General features: G+C 67.8%; 18 protein-coding genes. 14 read left to right on the forward strand and 4 right to left on the reverse strand.

Features of this window, described 5'->3' with window-relative positions; translation table 11 throughout:
* Positions 1-192: 192 nt before the first annotated feature.
* On the forward strand, positions 193-1,095 hold the full coding sequence (locus BN971_RS13255; protein WP_139027102.1) for a thiamine pyrophosphate-dependent enzyme: 903 nt from the start codon (positions 193-195) through the stop codon (positions 1,093-1,095).
* On the opposite strand, the gene BN971_RS13260 is transcribed toward BN971_RS13255, so the two are convergent.
* Positions 1,092-1,745 carry a response regulator gene (locus BN971_RS13260; protein WP_085182575.1) on the reverse strand — a complete coding sequence of 218 codons (654 nt, stop codon included), beginning with the start codon at positions 1,743-1,745 and terminating at the stop codon, positions 1,092-1,094. The genes BN971_RS13255 and BN971_RS13260 overlap by 4 nt on opposite strands.
* A gap of 107 nt (positions 1,746-1,852) precedes the next feature.
* Here BN971_RS13260 and BN971_RS13265 point away from each other — a divergent pair, with 107 nt between their 5' ends.
* Both BN971_RS13265 and BN971_RS13270 read left to right on the forward strand, forming a co-directional pair.
* The gene (locus tag BN971_RS13265; protein ID WP_085182574.1) at positions 1,853-3,094 is read left to right on the forward strand and encodes a sensor histidine kinase; all 1,242 of its coding nucleotides are present in this window, start codon (positions 1,853-1,855) and stop codon (positions 3,092-3,094) included.
* Between the two features lie 76 nt (positions 3,095-3,170).
* Entirely contained in the window at positions 3,171-3,545 is a 375-nt protein-coding gene (locus BN971_RS13270; RefSeq protein WP_085182573.1) for a nuclear transport factor 2 family protein, read from the forward strand.
* On the opposite strand, the gene BN971_RS13275 is transcribed toward BN971_RS13270, so the two are convergent.
* The 3 genes from BN971_RS13275 to BN971_RS13285 all read right to left on the reverse strand — a co-directional run bounded on the left by BN971_RS13275 (position 3,542) and on the right by BN971_RS13285 (position 7,172).
* The gene (locus tag BN971_RS13275) at positions 3,542-4,660 is read right to left on the reverse strand and encodes a GGDEF domain-containing protein (protein ID WP_085182572.1); all 1,119 of its coding nucleotides are present in this window, start codon (positions 4,658-4,660) and stop codon (positions 3,542-3,544) included. The genes BN971_RS13270 and BN971_RS13275 overlap by 4 nt on opposite strands.
* Before the next feature lie 165 nt (positions 4,661-4,825).
* Positions 4,826-6,457, reverse strand: a complete 1,632-nt coding sequence (locus tag BN971_RS13280) for an FAD-dependent oxidoreductase (RefSeq protein WP_085182571.1) — start codon at positions 6,455-6,457, stop codon at positions 4,826-4,828.
* A gap of 37 nt (positions 6,458-6,494) precedes the next feature.
* Complete coding sequence (locus BN971_RS13285; protein WP_085182570.1) at positions 6,495-7,172, reverse strand: IclR family transcriptional regulator; 678 nt, start codon at positions 7,170-7,172, stop codon at positions 6,495-6,497.
* A gap of 132 nt (positions 7,173-7,304) precedes the next feature.
* Between BN971_RS13285 and BN971_RS13290 the strand changes: the two genes are divergently transcribed.
* From BN971_RS13290 to BN971_RS13340, 11 genes are all read left to right on the forward strand, one after another.
* Complete coding sequence (locus BN971_RS13290) at positions 7,305-8,168, forward strand: alpha/beta fold hydrolase (RefSeq protein WP_085182569.1); 864 nt, start codon at positions 7,305-7,307, stop codon at positions 8,166-8,168.
* Positions 8,168-9,892, forward strand: coding sequence for a bifunctional 3-(3-hydroxy-phenyl)propionate/3-hydroxycinnamic acid hydroxylase (locus BN971_RS13295; RefSeq protein WP_085182568.1), 1,725 nt, complete (start codon positions 8,168-8,170; stop codon positions 9,890-9,892). The genes BN971_RS13290 and BN971_RS13295 overlap by 1 nt, the downstream gene beginning before the upstream one ends.
* Positions 9,840-10,757 (forward strand): 3-carboxyethylcatechol 2,3-dioxygenase, encoded by a 918-nt coding sequence (locus BN971_RS13300; RefSeq protein WP_085182567.1) that lies wholly within the window; start codon positions 9,840-9,842, stop codon positions 10,755-10,757. Before BN971_RS13295 ends, BN971_RS13300 begins: the two co-directional genes overlap by 53 nt.
* The gene (locus BN971_RS13305; RefSeq protein ID WP_085182566.1) at positions 10,754-12,493 is read left to right on the forward strand and encodes an FAD-binding protein; all 1,740 of its coding nucleotides are present in this window, start codon (positions 10,754-10,756) and stop codon (positions 12,491-12,493) included. Before BN971_RS13300 ends, BN971_RS13305 begins: the two co-directional genes overlap by 4 nt.
* A 2-nt stretch (positions 12,494-12,495) precedes the next feature.
* Positions 12,496-13,797 carry an LLM class flavin-dependent oxidoreductase gene (locus BN971_RS13310; protein WP_085182565.1) on the forward strand — a complete coding sequence of 434 codons (1,302 nt, stop codon included), beginning with the start codon at positions 12,496-12,498 and terminating at the stop codon, positions 13,795-13,797.
* 30 nt (positions 13,798-13,827) lie between these two features.
* Positions 13,828-14,658, forward strand: coding sequence for a coniferyl-alcohol dehydrogenase (locus BN971_RS13315; protein ID WP_085182838.1), 831 nt, complete (start codon positions 13,828-13,830; stop codon positions 14,656-14,658).
* Positions 14,646-15,638, forward strand: coding sequence for a cyclase family protein (locus BN971_RS13320; RefSeq protein ID WP_085182564.1), 993 nt, complete (start codon positions 14,646-14,648; stop codon positions 15,636-15,638). Before BN971_RS13315 ends, BN971_RS13320 begins: the two co-directional genes overlap by 13 nt.
* Before the next feature lie 19 nt (positions 15,639-15,657).
* Entirely contained in the window at positions 15,658-16,494 is an 837-nt protein-coding gene (locus BN971_RS13325) for an alpha/beta fold hydrolase (RefSeq protein ID WP_085182563.1), read from the forward strand.
* A 234-nt stretch (positions 16,495-16,728) separates the two neighbouring features.
* A complete protein-coding gene (locus tag BN971_RS13330; RefSeq protein ID WP_085182562.1) occupies positions 16,729-17,550 on the forward strand; it encodes an SDR family NAD(P)-dependent oxidoreductase in 822 nt (273 codons plus the stop codon).
* Between the two features lie 99 nt (positions 17,551-17,649).
* Positions 17,650-18,312 carry a TetR/AcrR family transcriptional regulator gene (locus tag BN971_RS13335; protein WP_085182561.1) on the forward strand — a complete coding sequence of 221 codons (663 nt, stop codon included), beginning with the start codon at positions 17,650-17,652 and terminating at the stop codon, positions 18,310-18,312.
* Positions 18,313-18,322: 10 nt separating this feature from the next.
* A complete protein-coding gene (locus tag BN971_RS13340) occupies positions 18,323-18,517 on the forward strand; it encodes a ferredoxin (RefSeq protein ID WP_085182560.1) in 195 nt (64 codons plus the stop codon).

Consider the following 18,517-nt stretch of genomic DNA (forward strand, 5'->3'; position numbering starts at 1 on the left):
CGCTGTCCCCCGGTTGGGGGACACCGGATTCATCCCTGTTACGGGCCGATCGGTGGAGGTCGGAGCGGGCCGATCTCCCTAGATTGACCTTGTGCAACACGGCAGTCACCGCGGCCACCGACCGGACCCCCATCCGTCGCTGAGCTGCGGCCGACGCCGCCACGATCCCGCGATCGACTAGGAGACCCGAAGATGGCTCGCACACTTGAACGGCCGGGCGCGCACCTCGGTGAACAGCTGGAGCTGTACCGCCGGATGTGGGTTCTGCGGCTGCTTGACATGGCGCTGGAAGAGTCGCGCATCGACGGCCTGCTCGAGGGACCGACGGTGGCCGCCTTCGGTCAAGAGGCCGTGGCCGTCGGCACCATCGCGGCGCTTCGTCCGGGTGACGTCATGAGCACCGCGATTCGCCATTTCCGGCACGCGCAGCAGGTCGGGCTCGCCCGTCCGTTGGGCCCGGTCATCGTCGAGATGCTCGCACCCGGCCGGGGCGTGATCGCCGGTCCGAAGGACGGTCCGCTCGTGGCCGAATGGAAGCAGGTCTTCGCCAGTCCGGACCTTACCCGGCAATCGATGTTGTTCGCGCTGGGCGATTCCTATGCGCAGCAGGTGTCCGGTGAAGGCGGGGTGACGGTGTGTGTGATCGGGGATGACGCCGTGGACTCCGCGGAATTCAAATCGGTTGCCAGCGTGGCGCTGTCGTGGCGGTTACCGGTGGTCTTCGTGGTCGAAACCGTCCGCGACGCGTCCGGTGTACGCCGGGGCCCGCGTGAGCACCACGGGTTGCCCGTGCTGTGCGTCGACGGCAGAGACGTTGTGGCGGTGAACGACTCGGTCGTGCAAGCGGTTCAACGAGCCAGCACCGGCGGCGGTCCCACCATCCTCGAGGCGGTTACCTACCGGACCAACCACCCCGTCGGAGTGGATCCGTTGGTTTACGCCCGGCAGCAGCTGACCCGCTCCGGCGTCGGTCCCGGCCACCTCTACGAAGTGGAACGCCGGGCTCGCCAAGTGGTGGGTGAGGCCTCGGCGCTCGCGAACGCACTGCTGCGGGGGCAGGGTCCCGCGCCGACCGGACCATTGGTCGGCGGCTAGCTGAGCAGACCGTGCCGCATCGCCTCGGCAACGGCGGCCGCCCGATCGCTGACGCCGAGCTTCTCGTAGAGGCGTTGCACGTGCGTCTTGACCGTCGACGGAGCCACATACAGCTCTCCCGCGATCACGGGAATGCTTTGACCGCGGGCAATCCGGTTGAGTACCTCTCGTTCTCGCGCGCTGAGCACGGGCCCCGCCGGTTCCGCGCGTTGACGGATTTCAGCGGCAAGGCCGCCGGCCAGCGCCGGCGCCACCACGTCACGACCCTGTGCGCAGTCGAGCACGGCTTTGACGATGTCGCTGCGCGTCGAGTCCTTGAGCACAAAGCCGGCCGCGCCCTGCTGCAGTGCCTGGTACACGATGGCGGGCTCGTCGTGTGCCGAAAGCAGCAGAACTCGGGTCGGCAACCCCTGACTCCGTACCGCCGCCGCCACCTGCCCACCATCCATGCCGGGCATCCGGTAATCGAGCAGAGCGACGTCGGGCAGGTGCTCCGTGATCAGTTCCAACGCCGCCGAGCCGCCCTCCGCCTCGCCGACGACGTTCACCGCACCGCTCGAGGAAAGCGCACGGACTACGCCTTCGCGAAAGAGCGGATGATCGTCGGCGACAACCACCCGCACCTTCTCGGGCGTCGCTGGGCCGGGCATGGCGACGAGTCTAGCCCGCGCAGCCTCGACGCCGATCTGCGGAAACGCTGATGCGCCTTGGTGCGCTTTGGCGCAAGGGAACCGGCGCGGATGAGTACTGTGTTCGCGTGGCGGTCGCCAGCGATGCGGAACTGAGCCGGGTGCGCAAGCTTCACCAGCTTCGCTCGTACCGGCTTGCCTCAGTCCTTCGGCTCGGCGTGGTGGCCCTGATGATCGTTGCGATGATCAGCGACACCCGTCGGTCCGAATGGTTTCAGCAAAGTGTGCTGATCGCCCTGTACACGGTTGTCGCGTTGTGCGCGTTGGCGCTGGCCTTCTCATGGAGCCGGCGATGGCTCGGACGGGGCCGGCTGGCCCAGGTCGGGCGCGTCGAACCGTTCGTGTTCACCGTCATCGACGTTGCCGCGCTGACGGTCTTTCAAGTCTTGTCGACGAACGGCCTGCATCCATTGCTCATCATGACGGCACTGCCGATCCTGATCGGGCTCGATGTTTCGTCCCAGCGCGCGGCGGTGGTGCTCATCTTCTCGATGGTGGGATTCTCGATCGCGGTGCTCGAGGACCCGGAGATGGTCGGTTCGATCGGCGTCACCGAGGCCACTTTTCGGTTTGTGCTGTACGGATTCTTGTGTGTCACGGCGTTTTTGGCCGTCCGGGCCGAAGAGCGGCATACCCGTTCGGTGGCCGGGCTCAGCACTCTGCGTGAGGAATTGCTCGCGCAGACGATGACCGCGGCGGACGTCGAGCAGCGCCGGATCTCGGAATCCATTCACGATGGACCGCTGCAGGACATCTTGGCGGTACGCCAAGAACTCGTTGAATTGGACGCGGCGCTGCCGGGCGACGAGCGCGTCACGCGCGCGATGGTCGGTCTTCAGACGGCGGCGGAACGGCTGCGGCAGGCGACTTTCGAGCTGCATCCCGCTGTCCTGGAGCGGGTCGGCCTGGCGGCCGCGGTCCAGCAGCTGGCCACGTTCACCGCGGAGCGCTGCGGTATCGAGATCTCGACCGACATCGACTACCCGGTTCGCGGTGAGATCGACCCCATCGTCTTCGGCGCTGTACGCGAGTTGCTGTCCAACGTCGCGCAACATTCGGAAGCCCGCAGCGCCTCGGTCACGCTCGGGATCGCCGATCAGACCTGCATCCTGCACGTGGTCGACGACGGGGTGGGATTCGACGATGAGACCGTGGTGCGCCGCCTGGGGGAGGGGCACATCGGTTTGGCATCGCACCGGGCCCGCGTCGAAGCCGCCGGGGGAGCGTTCTCCTTTCTCGACGTTCCGGTGGGCACCCACGTCTGCGTCGAGCTGCCCCTCGACAAGTCGACCGCGGGCCGACTTCGGTAAAGGCATCGATCCAGCCCCGTGGGCCGGGCCTCGCGTGGGCCTTGATTTAGTGCCCGGCAATGTGTTCCATGAGTGCATGACGCGTTCCGCCGATGAGCTGGTCACCGAATTCTGCGCGCGGTGGTCGTCCCCCGATCCCGACGAACTAGCGGCCTACTTCACCGAAGACGCCACATACCACAACATTCCGATGGCTCCGGTGCACGGCCGCGCGGCTATCAAGGAGTTCATCGCGGGGTTCCTCGCCGCTTTCGACGGTATCGACTTCACCGTCCACCGCCAGATGAGCAACGGCGCCGTGGTGATGAACGAACGCACCGACGTGATGCGACGCAAGGGCGGCGGGGAGATACCGCTGCCGGTCATGGGCGTCTTCGAGGTGCACAACGACCGGATCGTGGCGTGGCGGGACTACTTCGACATGGGCGCCATCACCAGCGCCTTCGGCTAGAGCGCCGTGTGGTCCTTCGGCCAGTGGGCGTTCCCGGGGCCGACGGCTACGTGTTCGCTGTGGTGCGCCTGGTTTCCGCCCCGACGCTTGGCCGCATACATGGCGGCGTCGGCCATCCGGATGAGTTCGTCAACACGCCACGCGATGTCGGACCCGGTCACCAGGGGCAATCGGGCGCTGGCGGTCCCGATGCTGGCCGTGGTCTGCTGGGGCAGGCCGGTGATGGCGCTGCAATACTGCCCGGCCAGCTGCCCGAGGTCGGGGTCGGCGCACGTCAGCGCGACCAAGAACTCCTCGCCGCCGGCGCGGCAGATAATCGCTTCGGCCGGGCTGTGCCGGCGCAGCAGCTCGGCGACCGCCCGCAGGGTGCCGTCGCCGGCCGAATGACCGTGGGTGTCGTTGATCCTTTTGAAATTGTCGAGATCGACCATGATCACCGCCAGGTGGGTGTGCTCCCTCGGTGGGTTCGACAGGCGATGGCTGACGGCATCGGTGAATGCGCGCCGATTCAGCAGCCCGGTCAGGGCGTCCTCCTGCGAGCGCCGGACGTAGGTTCCGATGGCTCGTGACATCACCCAGATAGCCAGCGGCAGAGTCAGATTGAGAAAGGCGATCCCCCAGAACGCGGAGGCCGCTGTCGCGGAGGTGGTTTCGCCGGCCAACCGCGTCACCGCGACAGTGGTGACCGCAACCGCTATCGCGCCGTTGAAAACGAGAAGTTTGGCGCTGTGGAAGAACGCGATGTAGCCGCCGGGGATGGCCATGGCCGTGCAGGCGAGCGCGGCGATGGCGCCGGTGGGCTGGACAAGGCTCCACCCGCCCAGAAACAGAGCGCCCCCCACCACACCGGCTTGTGACTGCCGGCGCGTGGGCCAGCGCGTCAGCACGAGCGCGGTCAGGCCGAGGGTGAACGTGGCGGCGACGAGGCCGGTGACCACTTCGGCAGTGCTGGGCCGATATTGGTTGGGCAGGATGGTGAGCGGCACCAACGCCGACGATGCGGTGACCATTGCCAGGGCGATGCGCGTGGAACGCAGCAGTCCGCGTTGGCCCAGGAGCGCCGTTAGCCAGTCGTACTGGTCGGGCTGGTTCCAGAAGTCCCGCAACCGTGACATCAGCAGCCTTCGACCCTCCAGCTATGCATCCGGGATTAGGGGTGGATTGTAGCCCCAGCGAAAGCCGTCAAGGAACCTCATCGGCGGTTGCGGAGAGTCGAGGTGGTTGCCGCCACGCAGAGGCCGGCGGCCGGCCCGATCCCACGGCGGTGACGCCCGTGCCCGTCACTTCAAATCGACGGACTTTCCGGTCGCCGCCGCATGGCCCGCGCGGTAGCCGAACACCATTGCGGGACCGATGGTTCCCCCGGCGCCGCCGTAGGCGCGGCCGGTCACGCCGCCCATCGCGTTGCCGGCCGCGAACAGGCCCGGTATGGGCTCACCGCTGACGTGCAGGACCCGGCCGTCGGCGTCGGTGCGTGGACCACCCTTGGTGCCCATCGCCCCGATGCTGACCGGTACCGCGTAATACGGCGCGGTGTCGATCGGCCCCAGCGTCTTGGCGGCCAGGGTGGGGGCGGTGTCGTCGCCCCAATAGCCGTCGTAGGCGCTGGAACCGCGCCCGAAGTCCGGGTCAAAGGCGTCGGCCACGTGGCGGTTCCAGTCCTCGACGGTGCGGGTGAGGCCGCCGGCGTCGATGCCGGCCTTGCCGGCCAGCTCGACCAGATCCGCCGATTCGCAGAACCAGTCCGGGACGGTTTCGCCCGGTGCGACACCCAGGAACCCGTAGCGCTGCAGGTGGACGGAGTCGAACACCATCCAGCCTCGGTCGTTGACGTACCCGTCGCGGGGGTGCAGGTATTGGAACGCGCCGGCCATCGAGTTGTAGTCGGACGCCTCGTTGACGAATCGCCGCCCCGCGGCGTTGACGATGATGCTGCGCGGACGGGTTCGCTCCAGGCGCACGCTGCGGCTGCGCGGCCTTCCCTCGATGGTGTCGCCGGGAATCTGCACGATCGGCACCCACCAGGCTTCCCCCATATTGGCGAGGTCCGCGCCGTGTGCCATCGCCATCCGCAACCCGTCGCCGGTGTTGTAGGGGGGCGAGACCGCGCCGTGCATGGGCCCCCGCAGAAACGCTTGGACCAGAACGGGATCCCATTCGAAGCCGCCCGTGCCCAGGATGACGCCGTGGCGTGCGCGCACGTGGATCGGCTGGTCCCCCAGGGCGACCCGGACCCCGGTGATCTCCCCGGCGTCGGCGATCAATTGCTCGGCCCGGGCGTTGGTGCGAATCGTCGCGCCGGCGTCCAGCAGGCCGTTGAGCAGCCCCCCGATGAGCGCCGCCCCGGCGACGCATAGGTTGCCGGGCCGCTCGTCGGATGCCGCGTGCAGCCGGGCCGCGTGCAGGCGGGCCAGGGTTTCGGCATCGAAGCCGACGTTGGAGAAATCGATCGGGAACGCCGTGATGCGGGTCGCCCATTCGCCCAGGCGATCGAGGTCGTAGGGGGCCGGGATGAGCGAGCGGCCGCCACCGGGTTGCCCGCCCGGCAACTCGGGGCGGTAGTCGGGGAATCCGGCCGCGATCTCGAAGCGCACGCCGCTGTGCGCCTCGACGAAATCGAGCATCGCCGGACCCGTCCGCACGAACGTCTCGACCATCTCGTCGTCCATGGCGCCGAGGGACTGCGCACGCAGATAACGCAACGCGTCGGCCTTCGTCAATTCGCCGGCGGGAGAACGGTTATGGGCGGGGATCCACACGACGCCACCGGACACCGCGGTGGTGCCGCCCACCGTCGACGCCTTCTCGAAGACCTGCACCGACGCCCCGGCGACCGCTGCCGTCAAAGCGGCTGTCAGCCCCGCGCCCCCGGTGCCGAGTACGACGACATCGACCTCTTGGTCCCATGACATGGACGGCTATCCCTTCACCTCGGGGCCAGCTCGGTGGCTAGCTCAGTAGCTCCGCCAACTGCTTTGCGGCCGTGACGACCGCGTCTTTCCCACGCATCACGACGTCTTCTCGATGAGAGATGAGGTTGATGCAGGTCGGGGGCGACGGAGGCGGGCGACGTACCGGTACCGCCAAACCGTAGGTGTTCGGTTCGATCTCGCCGTACGTCGTCACCCAGCCGCACTCGCGGGTGCGGGTCACCAGATCTCGCTCGCCCGGACGCGGGGGCATGCTCGAGAGCAGGGCGATCCCGGCGGCGCCGCGGTCGAGGGGATAGCGACTGCCCTCGTGGAAGGAAAGTTGATAGGCGACCAGGCTCGGCACGATCACGGCGATCGCCACCTGCTGGTCGCCCTCGGCCACCAGCAGGGAGACCGTGGTGCCCAGGTCGTCGGCCAGCGCGCGCAGCACCGGCAGGCTGACTTGGCGGACGTTGCGGTCGAACGATGCGCCGAGCACGGCCAGTCCGGAGGCCGGTCGGTAGCGCCCGTCTTCGCCCTTGGCCACCAACCGGAATTCGGCCAGGGTGGACAGCAGTCGATAGGCGATCGTGCGATGCACCCCGACCTGGTCGGCGAGTTGCTGCACGGTCAGCCCGTTGCGGGAGTCGGCCACCATCTGCAGCGCGGCCAGCCCGCGGGCCAGTGTCTGAGAACCCGTCCCCGAACCGGTCACAGCCTTGACAGACCGCCGTGGGAGAGCGTAGCTCTATATATAACGCACATCAGTGTGCGATATTAGCACAAGGTGTCAGCGGAAGACGAGGACGAATTTTCCGGGTTTCCCGGGTGTCGGGTGAGAGGGACCGTGGCGGAATTCGAGAGCATTTGGAGCGATCTCCAGGGTGTCGCGTTTTCGCAGGGCTACCTTCACGCCGCGGGAGTGCGGACCCGTTACCTGCGAGCCGGTGACTCCGGCAAGCCCGTGCTGGTGTTCCTGCACGGCTCCGGCGGGCACGCCGAGGCCTACGTGCGCAACCTCGCCGCGCACGCGGAGCACTTCTGGACGTGGTCGATCGACATGCTGGGCCACGGCTATACCGACAAGCCGGGGCACCCGCTGGAGGTCGCCCACTACGTCGACCACCTGATGGCGGTGTTGGGCGCCATCGGAGTGGGCCGGGCCTGCCTCAGTGGCGAATCGCTGGGCGGGTGGGTGGCCGCCCGCGCGGCCATCGATCACCCGGACGCGGTCGAACGCCTGGTCTTGAACACCGCGGGCGGCTCCCAGGCCGACCCGGTGGTGATGCAGCGAATCATCACGCTGTCGATGGCGGCCGCCGAGAACCCGACGTGGGAGACCGTGCAGGCGCGGATCAAGTGGCTGATGGCCGACAAGTCGAAGGACTATGACGACCTGATCGCCAGCCGGCAGCGGGTGTATCGGCAGCCCGGCTTCGTCGACGCCATGCGCGACATCATGGCGCTGCAGGACCCAGAAATCCGCGCCCGCAACATCATCGGGCCCGACGACTACGGCTCGATCACCGCGCCGACGCTGGTGTTGTGGACCAGCGACGACCCGACCGCCGACGTCGACGAGGGCCGCCGCATCGCGGCGATGATCCCGGGTGCGCGCTTCGAGGTGATGCCCGGCTGCGGCCACTGGCCGCAGTACGAGGACGCCAAGACCTTCAACCGCCTCCATCTCGACTTCCTGCTGGGCCGTTGATGGTGGCCCCGGGGCCGGAAACATCACCGGTGGACGTCGACGTCCTCGTCGTCGGCGCCGGCCCGGTGGGGCTCACCTTGGCCAACGTCCTTGGCTTGCAGGGCGTGCGGACCCTGGTGGTCGACGAGCGTGACACGCTGATCGACTACCCGCGCGGGGTCGGGCTCGACGACGAGGCGCTGCGCGCCTTCCAGTCGATCGGCCTGGTGGACCGCGTCCTGCCGCACACCGTGCCCAACCAGATTCTGCGATTCGTCGATGCCAAGCGTCGAGTACTGGCCGAAATGGCGCCCGCCCAAGCATTTTTCGGCTGGCCGCGGCGCAACGGATTCGTGCAACCGCTCGTCGACGCCGAACTGCTGCGGGGCCTGGACAGGTTCCCGCACGTGCAGGTGCGGTGGGAACGGCCGATGACGGCATGCCGCCAGGACGACTGCGCGGTCACCGTGGATCTCGGTGGCGAGCAGGGACCGGAAAGCCTGCGAGCGCGTTACGTCGTCGGATGCGATGGCGGCCGCAGCACGACCCGGCGGATGATGGGCGTGTCCTTCGACGGCACGACGTCGTCGACGCGCTGGCTGGTGGTCGACGTCGCCAACGATCCGCTCGGCCATCCCAACAGCGAGGTCGGGGCCGATCCCGAGCGCCCCTACGCCTCGATCTCGATCGCCCACGGAATTCGCCGCTTCGAGTTCATGATTCACAACCACGAGACCGACGAGCAGGCCGAGGACCCGGCGTTCCTGAGGCAGATGCTCGGGCGGATGGTGCCCCACCCGGACCGGGTCGACGTGATCCGGCGCCGTGTCTACACCCACCACTCGCGCATCGCCGGCGCGTTCCGCTCCGGCCGGATGCTGTTGGCCGGGGACGCCGCGCACCTGATGCCGGTCTGGCAGGGGCAGGGTTACAACAGCGGCATCCGGGACGCCTTCAACCTGGGCTGGAAGCTGGCGGCCGTGGTGCGCGGCCTGGCCGACGAGCAGTTGCTGGACACCTACGACGTCGAGCGTCGCAAGCACGCGCGGGCGATGATCGACCTCTCCACCATGGTCGGCCGCGCGATCTCGCCGACCAACCGCCGGGTGGCCCGCGCCCGCGACCTGCTGGTGCGATCGGCGTCGGTGGTCCCGACGCTCAAGCGCTACGTGCTGGAGATGCGGTTCAAGCCGATGCCGCGTTACGAGCAGGGGGCGGTGGTACACGAGCCCGGCCACGGCAAGGCCGGCCGCGCCGCCTCGCCGGTCGGCACGCTGTTCATCCAGCCGCGCGTCGACACCCGCAGCCAACAGGACGTGCTGCTCGACGACGTGCTGGGCAACTGGTTCTCCGTGGTGTGCTGGAACAACAACCCCCGGGCGATCCTGGGCGAAGTGGCGTTCAAGAGCTGGGAAGCGCTGGGCGCCAGGTTTTTTGCGCTGCGTCCGGCGACGCAGCTGCACTGGCCGGGACACGACGACCCCGACATCGTGGTCGTCGGCGACCGCAACGGCGGGCTCAAGTCGTGGTTCGACACCCATCCGGAATCGGTGCTGTTCCTGCGCCCCGATCGGTGCATCGCGGGGGCGTGCATCGCTCAGCGCGCGCCGGAGCTGAGCGCCGCCCTGCTGGAGGCGCTCGCACTCACGCCGGGAGGGGGTGATCGCCAAAGTGGTACTGGCTCTGTGCTGTATGTCGCACAGCCCGCTGCTGAATCTTCCGGGACCGTCGCAGGACCTGCTTGAGGACATCGAGGGCGCGATCGCCCGGGCCCGGGACTTCGTGAAGGACTTCCGGCCCGACCTCGTGGTGAGCTTCTCCCCGGATCACTACAACGGGTTCTTCTACAAGGCGATGCCGCCGTTCTGCATCGGCACCCACGCCAGCGGTGTGGGTGACTACGGCACCTTCGCCGGCCCGCTCGACGTTCCGGAAGATCTCGCCAACGACTGTGCCAGAGCGGTTTTGGGCGCCGGGGTCGACGTCGCGGTGTCGGTCAGCATGGACGTGGACCACGGCACCGTGCAGCCGCTCGAGAAGCTCTTCGGCGATGCCACCGCGCGCCAGGTCATACCGATCTTCGTCAATGCCGTCGCCGCGCCGCTGGGTCCGCTGCATCGCTGCCGCGCGCTCGGCACCGCGGTGGGCGGCTACCTCGCGGGCCTGGACAAGCGGGTGCTGGTCCTGGGATCCGGAGGCCTTTCCCATAGCCCTCCCGTGCCGACGCTGGCAACGGCGCCGCCGCCGGTGCTGGAGCGGATCGTGCACGGCCGGCCGATGACGCCCGAGCAGCGGCAGGCCCGGCAGCTGGCCGTGATCGACGCGGCCAGGAGCTTCGCCGCCGGTGACAGCGCACTGCAGGCGCTCAACCCGGCGTGGGACCACCGATTCCTCGAGATCATCGACAGCGGAATGCTTTCCGACTTCGACCAGTGGTCGAACTCGTTCGTGGAGCACGAGGGTGGCAGCTCCGCTCAGGAGATCAGGACGTGGGTGGCGGCGTTCGCCGCCCTGGCGGCCGCCGGGCCGTACGAGACCACGGTGCGCTACTACAAGCCGGCGCCCGACCTGATCGCCGGTTTCGCCGTCAGAACGGCCGTGCTCAAATGACCGCGGCGTCCAACGGTTTCGACCACGTGGTCGACGTGCTCGTCGTCGGCTCCGGCGGTGGCGGCATGACCGCCGCCCTGACCGCCAACGCGGAGGGACTCGACGCGCTGGTCGTCGAAAAGTCCTCCCATTTCGGCGGTTCCACCGCCCTTTCGGGTGGCGGAATCTGGGTGCCCGGGGCCCCCGCTCAGCGCAGGGCGGGCTACACGCCCTCCCCCGAGGGAGTCGTCGAGTACATGCGGCAGGTCACTGGCGGCCTGGTCAGCGAAGCGCGGATACGGCAGTACGTCGACTCGGCGCCCCACATGCTGGAATTCCTCGAAAACCTCTCCGGATGGTTCGAATTCGTCTGGAAGCCCGGCTACGCCGACTACTACCCCGAGTTGCCCGGCGGCTCCGAGCTGGGCAGCACCATCAACGTCCCGCCCATCGACCTGCGAAAGCTCGGGCCCGACGAACAAACGCTGCTGCAGCCGCTGGCGCTCGCACCCAAGGGAATCTGGTTGGGTCCCAAGGAACTTCGGTCCTTCTACCGGATCCGGCAGTCCTGGGCGGGCAAGGGTGTGCTGCTCAAGCTGATCGCGCGGATGGTCAGGGCCCGGGTGTTCGGCGAACGAATGGCCGCGATCGGCCAATCGCTGGCCGCGCGGCTCAGGCTGGCGATGAGGGAGCGCGGCATCCCCCTGTGGCTGGACTCGCCGATGGTGGAGTTGCTCACCGGCGCCGGTGGGGCGGTGACCGGCGCGCTGCTCGAACGCGACGGCGCGCGGCTGCGCGTCGGCGCCCGGCTCGGAGTGGTTCTGGCTTCCGGCGGGTTCGACCACGACCTTGCGTGGCGCAAGGAGCAACTTCCCGTCATCGAGCAGGATTGGAGCTTCGGCAACCCGGCCGCGATGGGAGACGGCATCCGCGCCGGCGAAAAGGTGGGCGCCGCAACCGAGTTGCTCGACGAGGCCTGGTGGTTCCCCGCTATCCAATGGCCGGACGGGCGCATGCAGTTCATGCTCAACGAGCGCATGATGCCGGCGCAGTTTATCGTCAACGGCGACGGGAAGCGCTTCATCAACGAGGCGGCGCCGTACATGGACTTCGGCCACGCCATGATCGAGGGGCAGAAGTCGGGAGTGACGCACATCCCCTGCTGGCTCATCACCGACCACCGGTCGTGGAATCGCTATGTCGTCGGCGGACATCTGCCGATACCGAAGATTCCCGGCGCGCCGGTACCGACCGGGCGCAAGGTTCCCACTGCCTGGCTGGAATCCGGCGTGGTCAAAGCGGCGAACACGTGGGATGAGATGGCGGCGAGGATAGGAGTACCGGCACGTCAGCTTTGCGAGACCGCAGCCCGCTTCAACGAACTCGCGCGCAAGGGGCACGACGACGATTTCAATCGGGGCGACAGCGTATACGACAACTACTACGGCGATCCGACCTTGCCGAACCCCAACCTGCATCCGCTGGGGAAACCCCCCTACTACGCGTTTCGGGTCGTTCTCGGCGACCTCGGGACGTCGGGCGGCCTCAGCGTGGACGAGTACGCCCGGGTGCTGCGCCGCGACGGCACGGTGTTGCGCGGTCTGTACGCCGTCGGCAACACCTCCGCGCCGGTCATGGGCCGCAGCTATGCCGGCGCGGGCGCGACCATCGGGCCGGCCATGACGTTCGGTTACGTCGCCGCGAAACACCTTGCAGCCCAGGCAAGAAGTAGACCCTATAACTCTCACGGGAGGTAACGATGAAAATTTCACTGTTTTACGAGTTCCCGCTGCCCCGGCCGTGGGCGCCGGACGACGAGCGACAGTTGTTCCAAGACGGCATGGACGAGATCGAGGCCGCGGACAAGGCCGGATTCTCCACCGTCTGGCTGACCGAGCACCACTTCCTGGAGGAATACTGTCACTCCACGGCGCCCGAGATCATCCTTGCCGCCGCCAGCCAGCGGACCAAGAACATCCGGCTGGGATTCGGCATCATGCACCTGCTGCCCTCGGTCAACCACGCCGCGCGGGCGGCCGAGCGCGTTGCCACCATCGACCTGCTCTCCAATGGGCGCGTCGAGTTCGGCACCGGGGAGGGCTCCTCGATCAGTGAGCTCGGCGGATTCGAAGTCGACCCGGCCGACAAGCGCGCCCAGTGGGAGGAGTCGCTCGAGGTGGCTATCCGGTGCATGACCGAAGAGCCCTTCACCGGCTTCAAGGGCCAGTACTACGACATGCCGCCCCGCAACGTGGTTCCCAAGCCGCTGCAAAAGCCGCATCCCCCGGTGTGGGTCGCCTGCACCCGGCCGGCCAGCGTGCAGATGGCGGCCGAAAAATGCATCGGCGCGCTGAGTTTCGCCTACACCGGCCCGGGGCCGCTGACCGAGCGGGTCAACGGCTACTACAAGGAATTCGAAGAGAACGGTGTCCCGGTCACCCCCCAGATCAACCCCAACATCCTTGCGGTCGGCGGCGATCTGTCGATGATGGTCGCCAAGACCGACGAGCAGGCCATCCAGCGCCTCGGAAAGGGCGGCGGGTTCTTCTCGTTCGGGATCATGCACTACTACCTGACCGGGCAACACACCCCCGGCCGCACCGGGGTATGGGAGCGCTACCTGGGCGAGGTCGAGAACGACCCGACGCTGGCCTACGGTCCGGGGCGCGGCGCGATCGGTTCCCCGGCCACCGTGCGCGAATTCCTGCGCGGCTATGAAGAGAGCGGCGTCGACGAGCTGATCCTGCTGCTTAACCCCCGCAGCCACGAGGGCACGATGGAGTCCATCGAACTGATGGGCAAAGAGGTGCTGCCCGAATTCGTCGAGCGGGACGCAAAGGCGGTGGCCGACAAAGCCAAGCGGCTCGAGCCGATCATCGAGAAGGTCGAGTCGCGCCGTCCGGAGCCGAACGCGCCGCAATTCGACGAGGGCTACTCCTACGGCGGATTGCCCACCGGCCGCAACAAGTTCACCGCCACCGAGATCCCCGAGGCCATGGCGGAGATGAACCAGGGCCGGGTCGAGGCGGCGCGGCGACTCAAGGAGCAGCAGGCCAAGTGATCGCCGGACGTCTGTAGGACCTTGCACAAGGTGTCTGCAGGACTCGACGAGCTGTGGCGCTACTCCGGGCGCCGTGCGGTGGTGACCGGGTGCGCGTCGGGCATCGGCGAACAGGTCGTGCGACAACTCGGCGAATTGGGCGCCGAGGTGGTCGGCCTCGACAAGCGGCCACCTCCGTGGTCGCTCAACGAGTTTCACGAGATCGACCTCGCCGACCAGGCCTCGATCGACTCAGCGGTGGCCGCCATCGACGGGCGGGTGGATGCGTTGTTCAACGTGGCCGGCGTCTCGTCGGGCATCGGTGACCCGCCTCTCGTCGTCACCATCAACTTCCTGGGCACGCGGCATCTCACCGAGGCTCTGATCCCCCGAATGCCCCCCGGTTCGGCGATCGTGAGTGTGTCCTCGCTGGCGGCTGCCGGGTATCGCGACCACCTGCGCTCGGTGGCACCGTTGCTGCACACCACGTCGATGCGGGAAGGCATCCAGTGGTGCCACAGCCACCCGGATCAATTGGCCGGTGGCGGCTATCAATTGTCCAAGGAAGCGATCATCCTGTACACGATGGACAGCGCAACCCGCCTCGGCGCGCGCGGTATCCGGATCAACTGCACGGGCCCGGGGGTCACCGAGACGCCGATTCTCGACCAGCTGCGGACCGCCTACGGACAAGGCTTTCTCGATGACATACCCAAGCCGTTGGGTCGCGTCTCGGATCCAGCCGAGCAGGCCTCGGTGCTGCTCTTCCTGAATAGCCGCGCGGCCAGCTATATTTCGGGTCAGGTCGTGTGGGTCGACGGCGGAAACGTCGGTGCCACAATCGCGCGGGAGCTCGGGGAAGGAGCGCCGTGGCCAACCTGACCGACTTTCGGCGGGCCGCCCGCGACGTTTCGAACTGGGGGCGGTGGGGAGCCGACGACGAGCTGGGCACGCTGAACTTCATCACCGCGGAGAAGGTCGCGCAGGCCGCGAGCCTGGTCCGGCGCGGGAAGGTGTTCTCCCTCGGCGTGGATTTCGGGGCGTCGGGGCCCCAGGGCGCCTTCGAGTTTCGGCACAATCCGGTGCACATCATGACAGTGGACGGCGGCGACGTGAACACGCTCGCCCGATACGGGCCGGAGTGGCAACGTAATCCGGTGGCGCACCAGCTGAGTGGCTACATGAGCGCCGACAATCCGTTCCGCTTCAACGACGACATCATCATCATGCCGTTGCAGGCCGCCAGCCAGTGGGACGCGCTGTCGCACGTCTACTACGACGATCAGCTCTACAACGGCTTCCCGGCGGATTCGGTGACCAGCATGGGCGCCTTTCACTGCGGGATCGACAAGGTCGACGGCAAGGGCATCACGTCGCGCGGTGTGCTGCTGGACCTGGTCCGCCACCGGGGCGCGGACGTCTTCCTCGAGCCCGGCAACCCGATCACGCCGGAAGAACTGGACGACGTGGTGCGCGCCCAGGGGGTGACCGTCGGGCGCGGCGACATCGTCTTGATCCGGACCGGTTGGTGGACCCGATTTGCCATGACCGGCAACAAGACTGAAGGCTATTCCGGGCTTGACTGGCGCTGCGCCCGGTGGCTGCACGACTACGAGGTCGCGGCCGTCGCGGCCGACAACCTGCAAGTCGAAGACCTGGTATCCGGTGTCGATGGCGTCACCTTCCCGTTGCACCTGCTGTGCCTGCGCGACATGGGGATGATGTTCGGCGAATACTGGGATCTCACCGAGCTCGCGCACGACTGCGCCGCCGACGGCGTGTACGAGTTTCAGCTCATCGCCCCGCCCCTGCGAGTGGTGGGCGCGGTGGGGTCGCCGGTGAATCCGATCGCGATCAAGTAGCGAAAGGCGGGCGGCAGACATCCATCGCTTTCATCGCAAGACCACCCTGGTCGACGGGCTGGTCACCAGTTACCTCGAGGCCGGCGAGGGCGATCCGGTTGTGTTGTTGCACGGCGGGGAGTTCGGCGGCAGCGCCGAGCTGGGCTGGGAACGCAACATCGGCGCGCTGGCGGCGCGCCACCGGGTGCTGGCGCCCGACCAGCTGGGTTTCGGCCAGTCCGCCAAGGTCATCGACTTCGTCGACGGGCGCGGGATGCGGATCAGGCACGTGGCCCGCTTCTGCCGGCAGCTCGGCATCGACGCGGCCCACTTCGTCGGTAATTCCATGGGCGCCATCAATCTGCTGAGCGATGCCACGGCGGACGAGCCGCTGTTGCCGATGCGCAGTCTGGTGGCCATCTGCGGTGGTGGCGAGATCCAGCAGAACCGGCATTTCGAGGCGCTGCAACAATACGACGCCACCCTGCCCGCCATGCGGCGCATCGTCGAGGCGCTGTTCTACGACCCGGCCTATCCCGCCGACGACGAGTACGTGCGGCGGCGCTACGAGTCCAGCACGGCCCCGGGCGCGTGGGAGGCCGTGGCGGCGGCGCGATTTCGCCGTCCGGGGGCCGCACCGTCCGGCACACCGTCGAGCGCGCGGCGCTACGAGCGGATCCGGGTGCCGGCCCTCGTCGTCGAGGGTGGAAACGACAAGCTGCTTCCGTCCGGCTGGGCCGGCCAGATCGCCGGGCAGATCGAGGGCGCGCGGTCGACGGTCCTCCCCGACGCCGGCCACTGCCCCCAGATCGAGCAGTCAGCGGCGGTCAACGACCTCCTGCTGGAATTCCTGGCCGACGCCGGTCAGAAGGTGTAGTTGAGCACGATCGCAGTGCCCGTGCGGGCGCCGGGGCGGCCGTGGCCATTGATCGGCGTGGCCGGTTCCGCGCCACAAGTCGCTACCGGGGCGGCGTGCGCGCCAGCCACTCGTCGAAGCGGGTCGGGTAGATGGTCGCGTCCTCGCTGTCGAGGGGCCCGCATGTGCCGAAGCCCACCGCGGCCTTAAATCAATTGCTTGACTTAACCCCTACGGCGCCGATTAACTCGTCGTGTGGTCAACGATCTTGTCGGCAAAGTGGCCGTCGTCACCGGCGGCGCCTCGGGGATCGGCCACGCCACGGTGGAGCGGTTCGCCGCGGAGGGTGCCCGGGTGGTCATCGCCGACGTCCGTCCCGAAGCGGGCGAAGACCTGGCGGCCGCCCTGGGCGCCGGCACCGCGTTTCACCGGACCGACGTGTCGAATCCCGACGAGGTCCGCGCACTGGTGACGTTCGCCGTCGAGAGATTCGGTGGTCTGCACGTGATGGTCAACAACGCCGGTGTCTCGGGCACGATGCACCGCCGGTTCCTCGACGACGACCTGTCAGATTTCGACCGCGTCATGCGCGTCAACGTTCTGGGTGTGATGGCCGGTACCCGAGATGCCGCTCGGCACATGGCCGCCAACGGCGGCGGATCGATCATCAACATGACCTCCATCGGCGGGATCCAGGCCGGCGGTGGGGTCATGACCTACCGGGCGTCGAAGGCGGCGGTCATCCAGTTCACCAAATCCGCCGCGATTGAATTGGCCCACTACGAGGTTCGGGTCAATGCCATTGCGCCGGGCAACATCCCGACTCCGTTGCTGGCGACCTCGGCGTCGAACGTTGACCCGGAGCAGCTCGAGCGGTACGAGGCGGCGATCCGCGAGACGATGCGGGCCGACCGCCCGTTGAAGCGCGAGGGCACCCCCGGCGACATCGCCGAGGCGGCGCTGTATTTCGCCAGCGAGCGATCCCGCTACGTCACCGGGACGGTGTTGCCGGTCGACGGTGGGACGGTCGCGGGCAAGGCGATCCGGCGGCGCAGCGAGTCAAAACAAGGCGACTGAAGGTCCTTGCGCAACGGCGAAAACGGGAGTCCGGAACGCACGCCCAGCAAATTAAATCAATCGCTTGACTTAATCGAGAATTCGCGGTTGACTTGCCCAATGACCGCAGCCGGCAGGGCCGTTCGCACCGAGCGGGCCAGCTCCACCCAGGAGGCAATCCTGGTGGCGGCCGAACGTCTGTACGCCGAGCACGGCATGTTCGCGGTGTCGAACCGCCAGGTGAGCGAGGCCGCCGGCCAGGGCAACAACGCGGCGGTGGGCTACCACTTCGGCACCAAAGCCGACCTGGTGCGCGCCATCGAGGAGAAGCACCGGGGTCCGGTGGAACGGCTTCGCGAGCAGATGGTGGCCGACTTGCTGAACTCGGGCGGCTCGGCCCAACTGCGCGACTGGGTCGCCTGCCTGGTGCGGCCGCTCACCGACCACCTGGCCGAGCTCGGCAACCCCACGTGGTACGCGCGGTTCGCCGCCCAGGCGATGACCGATCCGGCGTACTACCACATCATCGTCAAGGGCGCGCTGAGCTCGCCGTCCCTCGTTCAGGTCGTCGAGGGCATCAACAACTGCCTGCCCAACCTTCCGGCCGAAGTGCATTTCGAACGCAACATGATGGCCCGCAACCTGTTGATGCACACCTGCGCCGACCGCGAACGCGCGCTCACCGCCGGTGTGTCGTCCCAGCGTTCGTGGCAAGCCGCCGCCTCCGGCCTCATCGACGCAATCGTGGGCTTGTGGGTGGCGCCCGTGACTCCGCACGAATAGGGGGCTGCGAATGAAAGTGACTGTCGATCAAGACGCGTGCGCATCCTCGGGCAACTGCGTCTTGAACGCGCCCGAGGTCTTCGACCAGCGCGAGGACGACGGCGTCGTCATCCTGCTCAATCCGAACCCGACCCCCGAGCAGTCCGAGGGGGCCCGACGCGCCGCCGCGGCGTGCCCCGCTCTGGCGATCCACATCGAGGAATGA

Origin of the sequence: Mycobacterium bohemicum DSM 44277, from assembly GCF_001053185.1 — a bacterium.
Classification (GTDB): Bacteria; Actinomycetota; Actinomycetes; order Mycobacteriales; family Mycobacteriaceae; genus Mycobacterium; species Mycobacterium bohemicum.

What these genes read in the sequence shown, in the direction of transcription:
- BN971_RS13280 (WP_085182571.1), bottom strand. Translation starts at nt 6,457, where the DNA reads ATGTCATGGGACCAAGAGGTCGATGTCGTCGTACTCGGCACCGGGGGC.
- BN971_RS13300 (WP_085182567.1), top strand. Translation starts at nt 9,840, where the DNA reads ATGTCGCACAGCCCGCTGCTGAATCTTCCGGGACCGTCGCAGGACCTG.
- BN971_RS13305 (WP_085182566.1), top strand. Translation starts at nt 10,754, where the DNA reads ATGACCGCGGCGTCCAACGGTTTCGACCACGTGGTCGACGTGCTCGTC.
- BN971_RS13270 (WP_085182573.1), top strand. Translation starts at nt 3,171, where the DNA reads ATGACGCGTTCCGCCGATGAGCTGGTCACCGAATTCTGCGCGCGGTGG.
- BN971_RS13340 (WP_085182560.1), top strand. Translation starts at nt 18,323, where the DNA reads ATGAAAGTGACTGTCGATCAAGACGCGTGCGCATCCTCGGGCAACTGC.
- BN971_RS13255 (WP_139027102.1), top strand. Translation starts at nt 193, where the DNA reads ATGGCTCGCACACTTGAACGGCCGGGCGCGCACCTCGGTGAACAGCTG.
- BN971_RS13260 (WP_085182575.1), bottom strand. Translation starts at nt 1,745, where the DNA reads ATGCCCGGCCCAGCGACGCCCGAGAAGGTGCGGGTGGTTGTCGCCGAC.
- BN971_RS13275 (WP_085182572.1), bottom strand. Translation starts at nt 4,660, where the DNA reads ATGTCACGGTTGCGGGACTTCTGGAACCAGCCCGACCAGTACGACTGG.
- BN971_RS13310 (WP_085182565.1), top strand. Translation starts at nt 12,496, where the DNA reads ATGAAAATTTCACTGTTTTACGAGTTCCCGCTGCCCCGGCCGTGGGCG.
- BN971_RS13335 (WP_085182561.1), top strand. Translation starts at nt 17,650, where the DNA reads ATGACCGCAGCCGGCAGGGCCGTTCGCACCGAGCGGGCCAGCTCCACC.
- BN971_RS13295 (WP_085182568.1), top strand. Translation starts at nt 8,168, where the DNA reads ATGGTGGCCCCGGGGCCGGAAACATCACCGGTGGACGTCGACGTCCTC.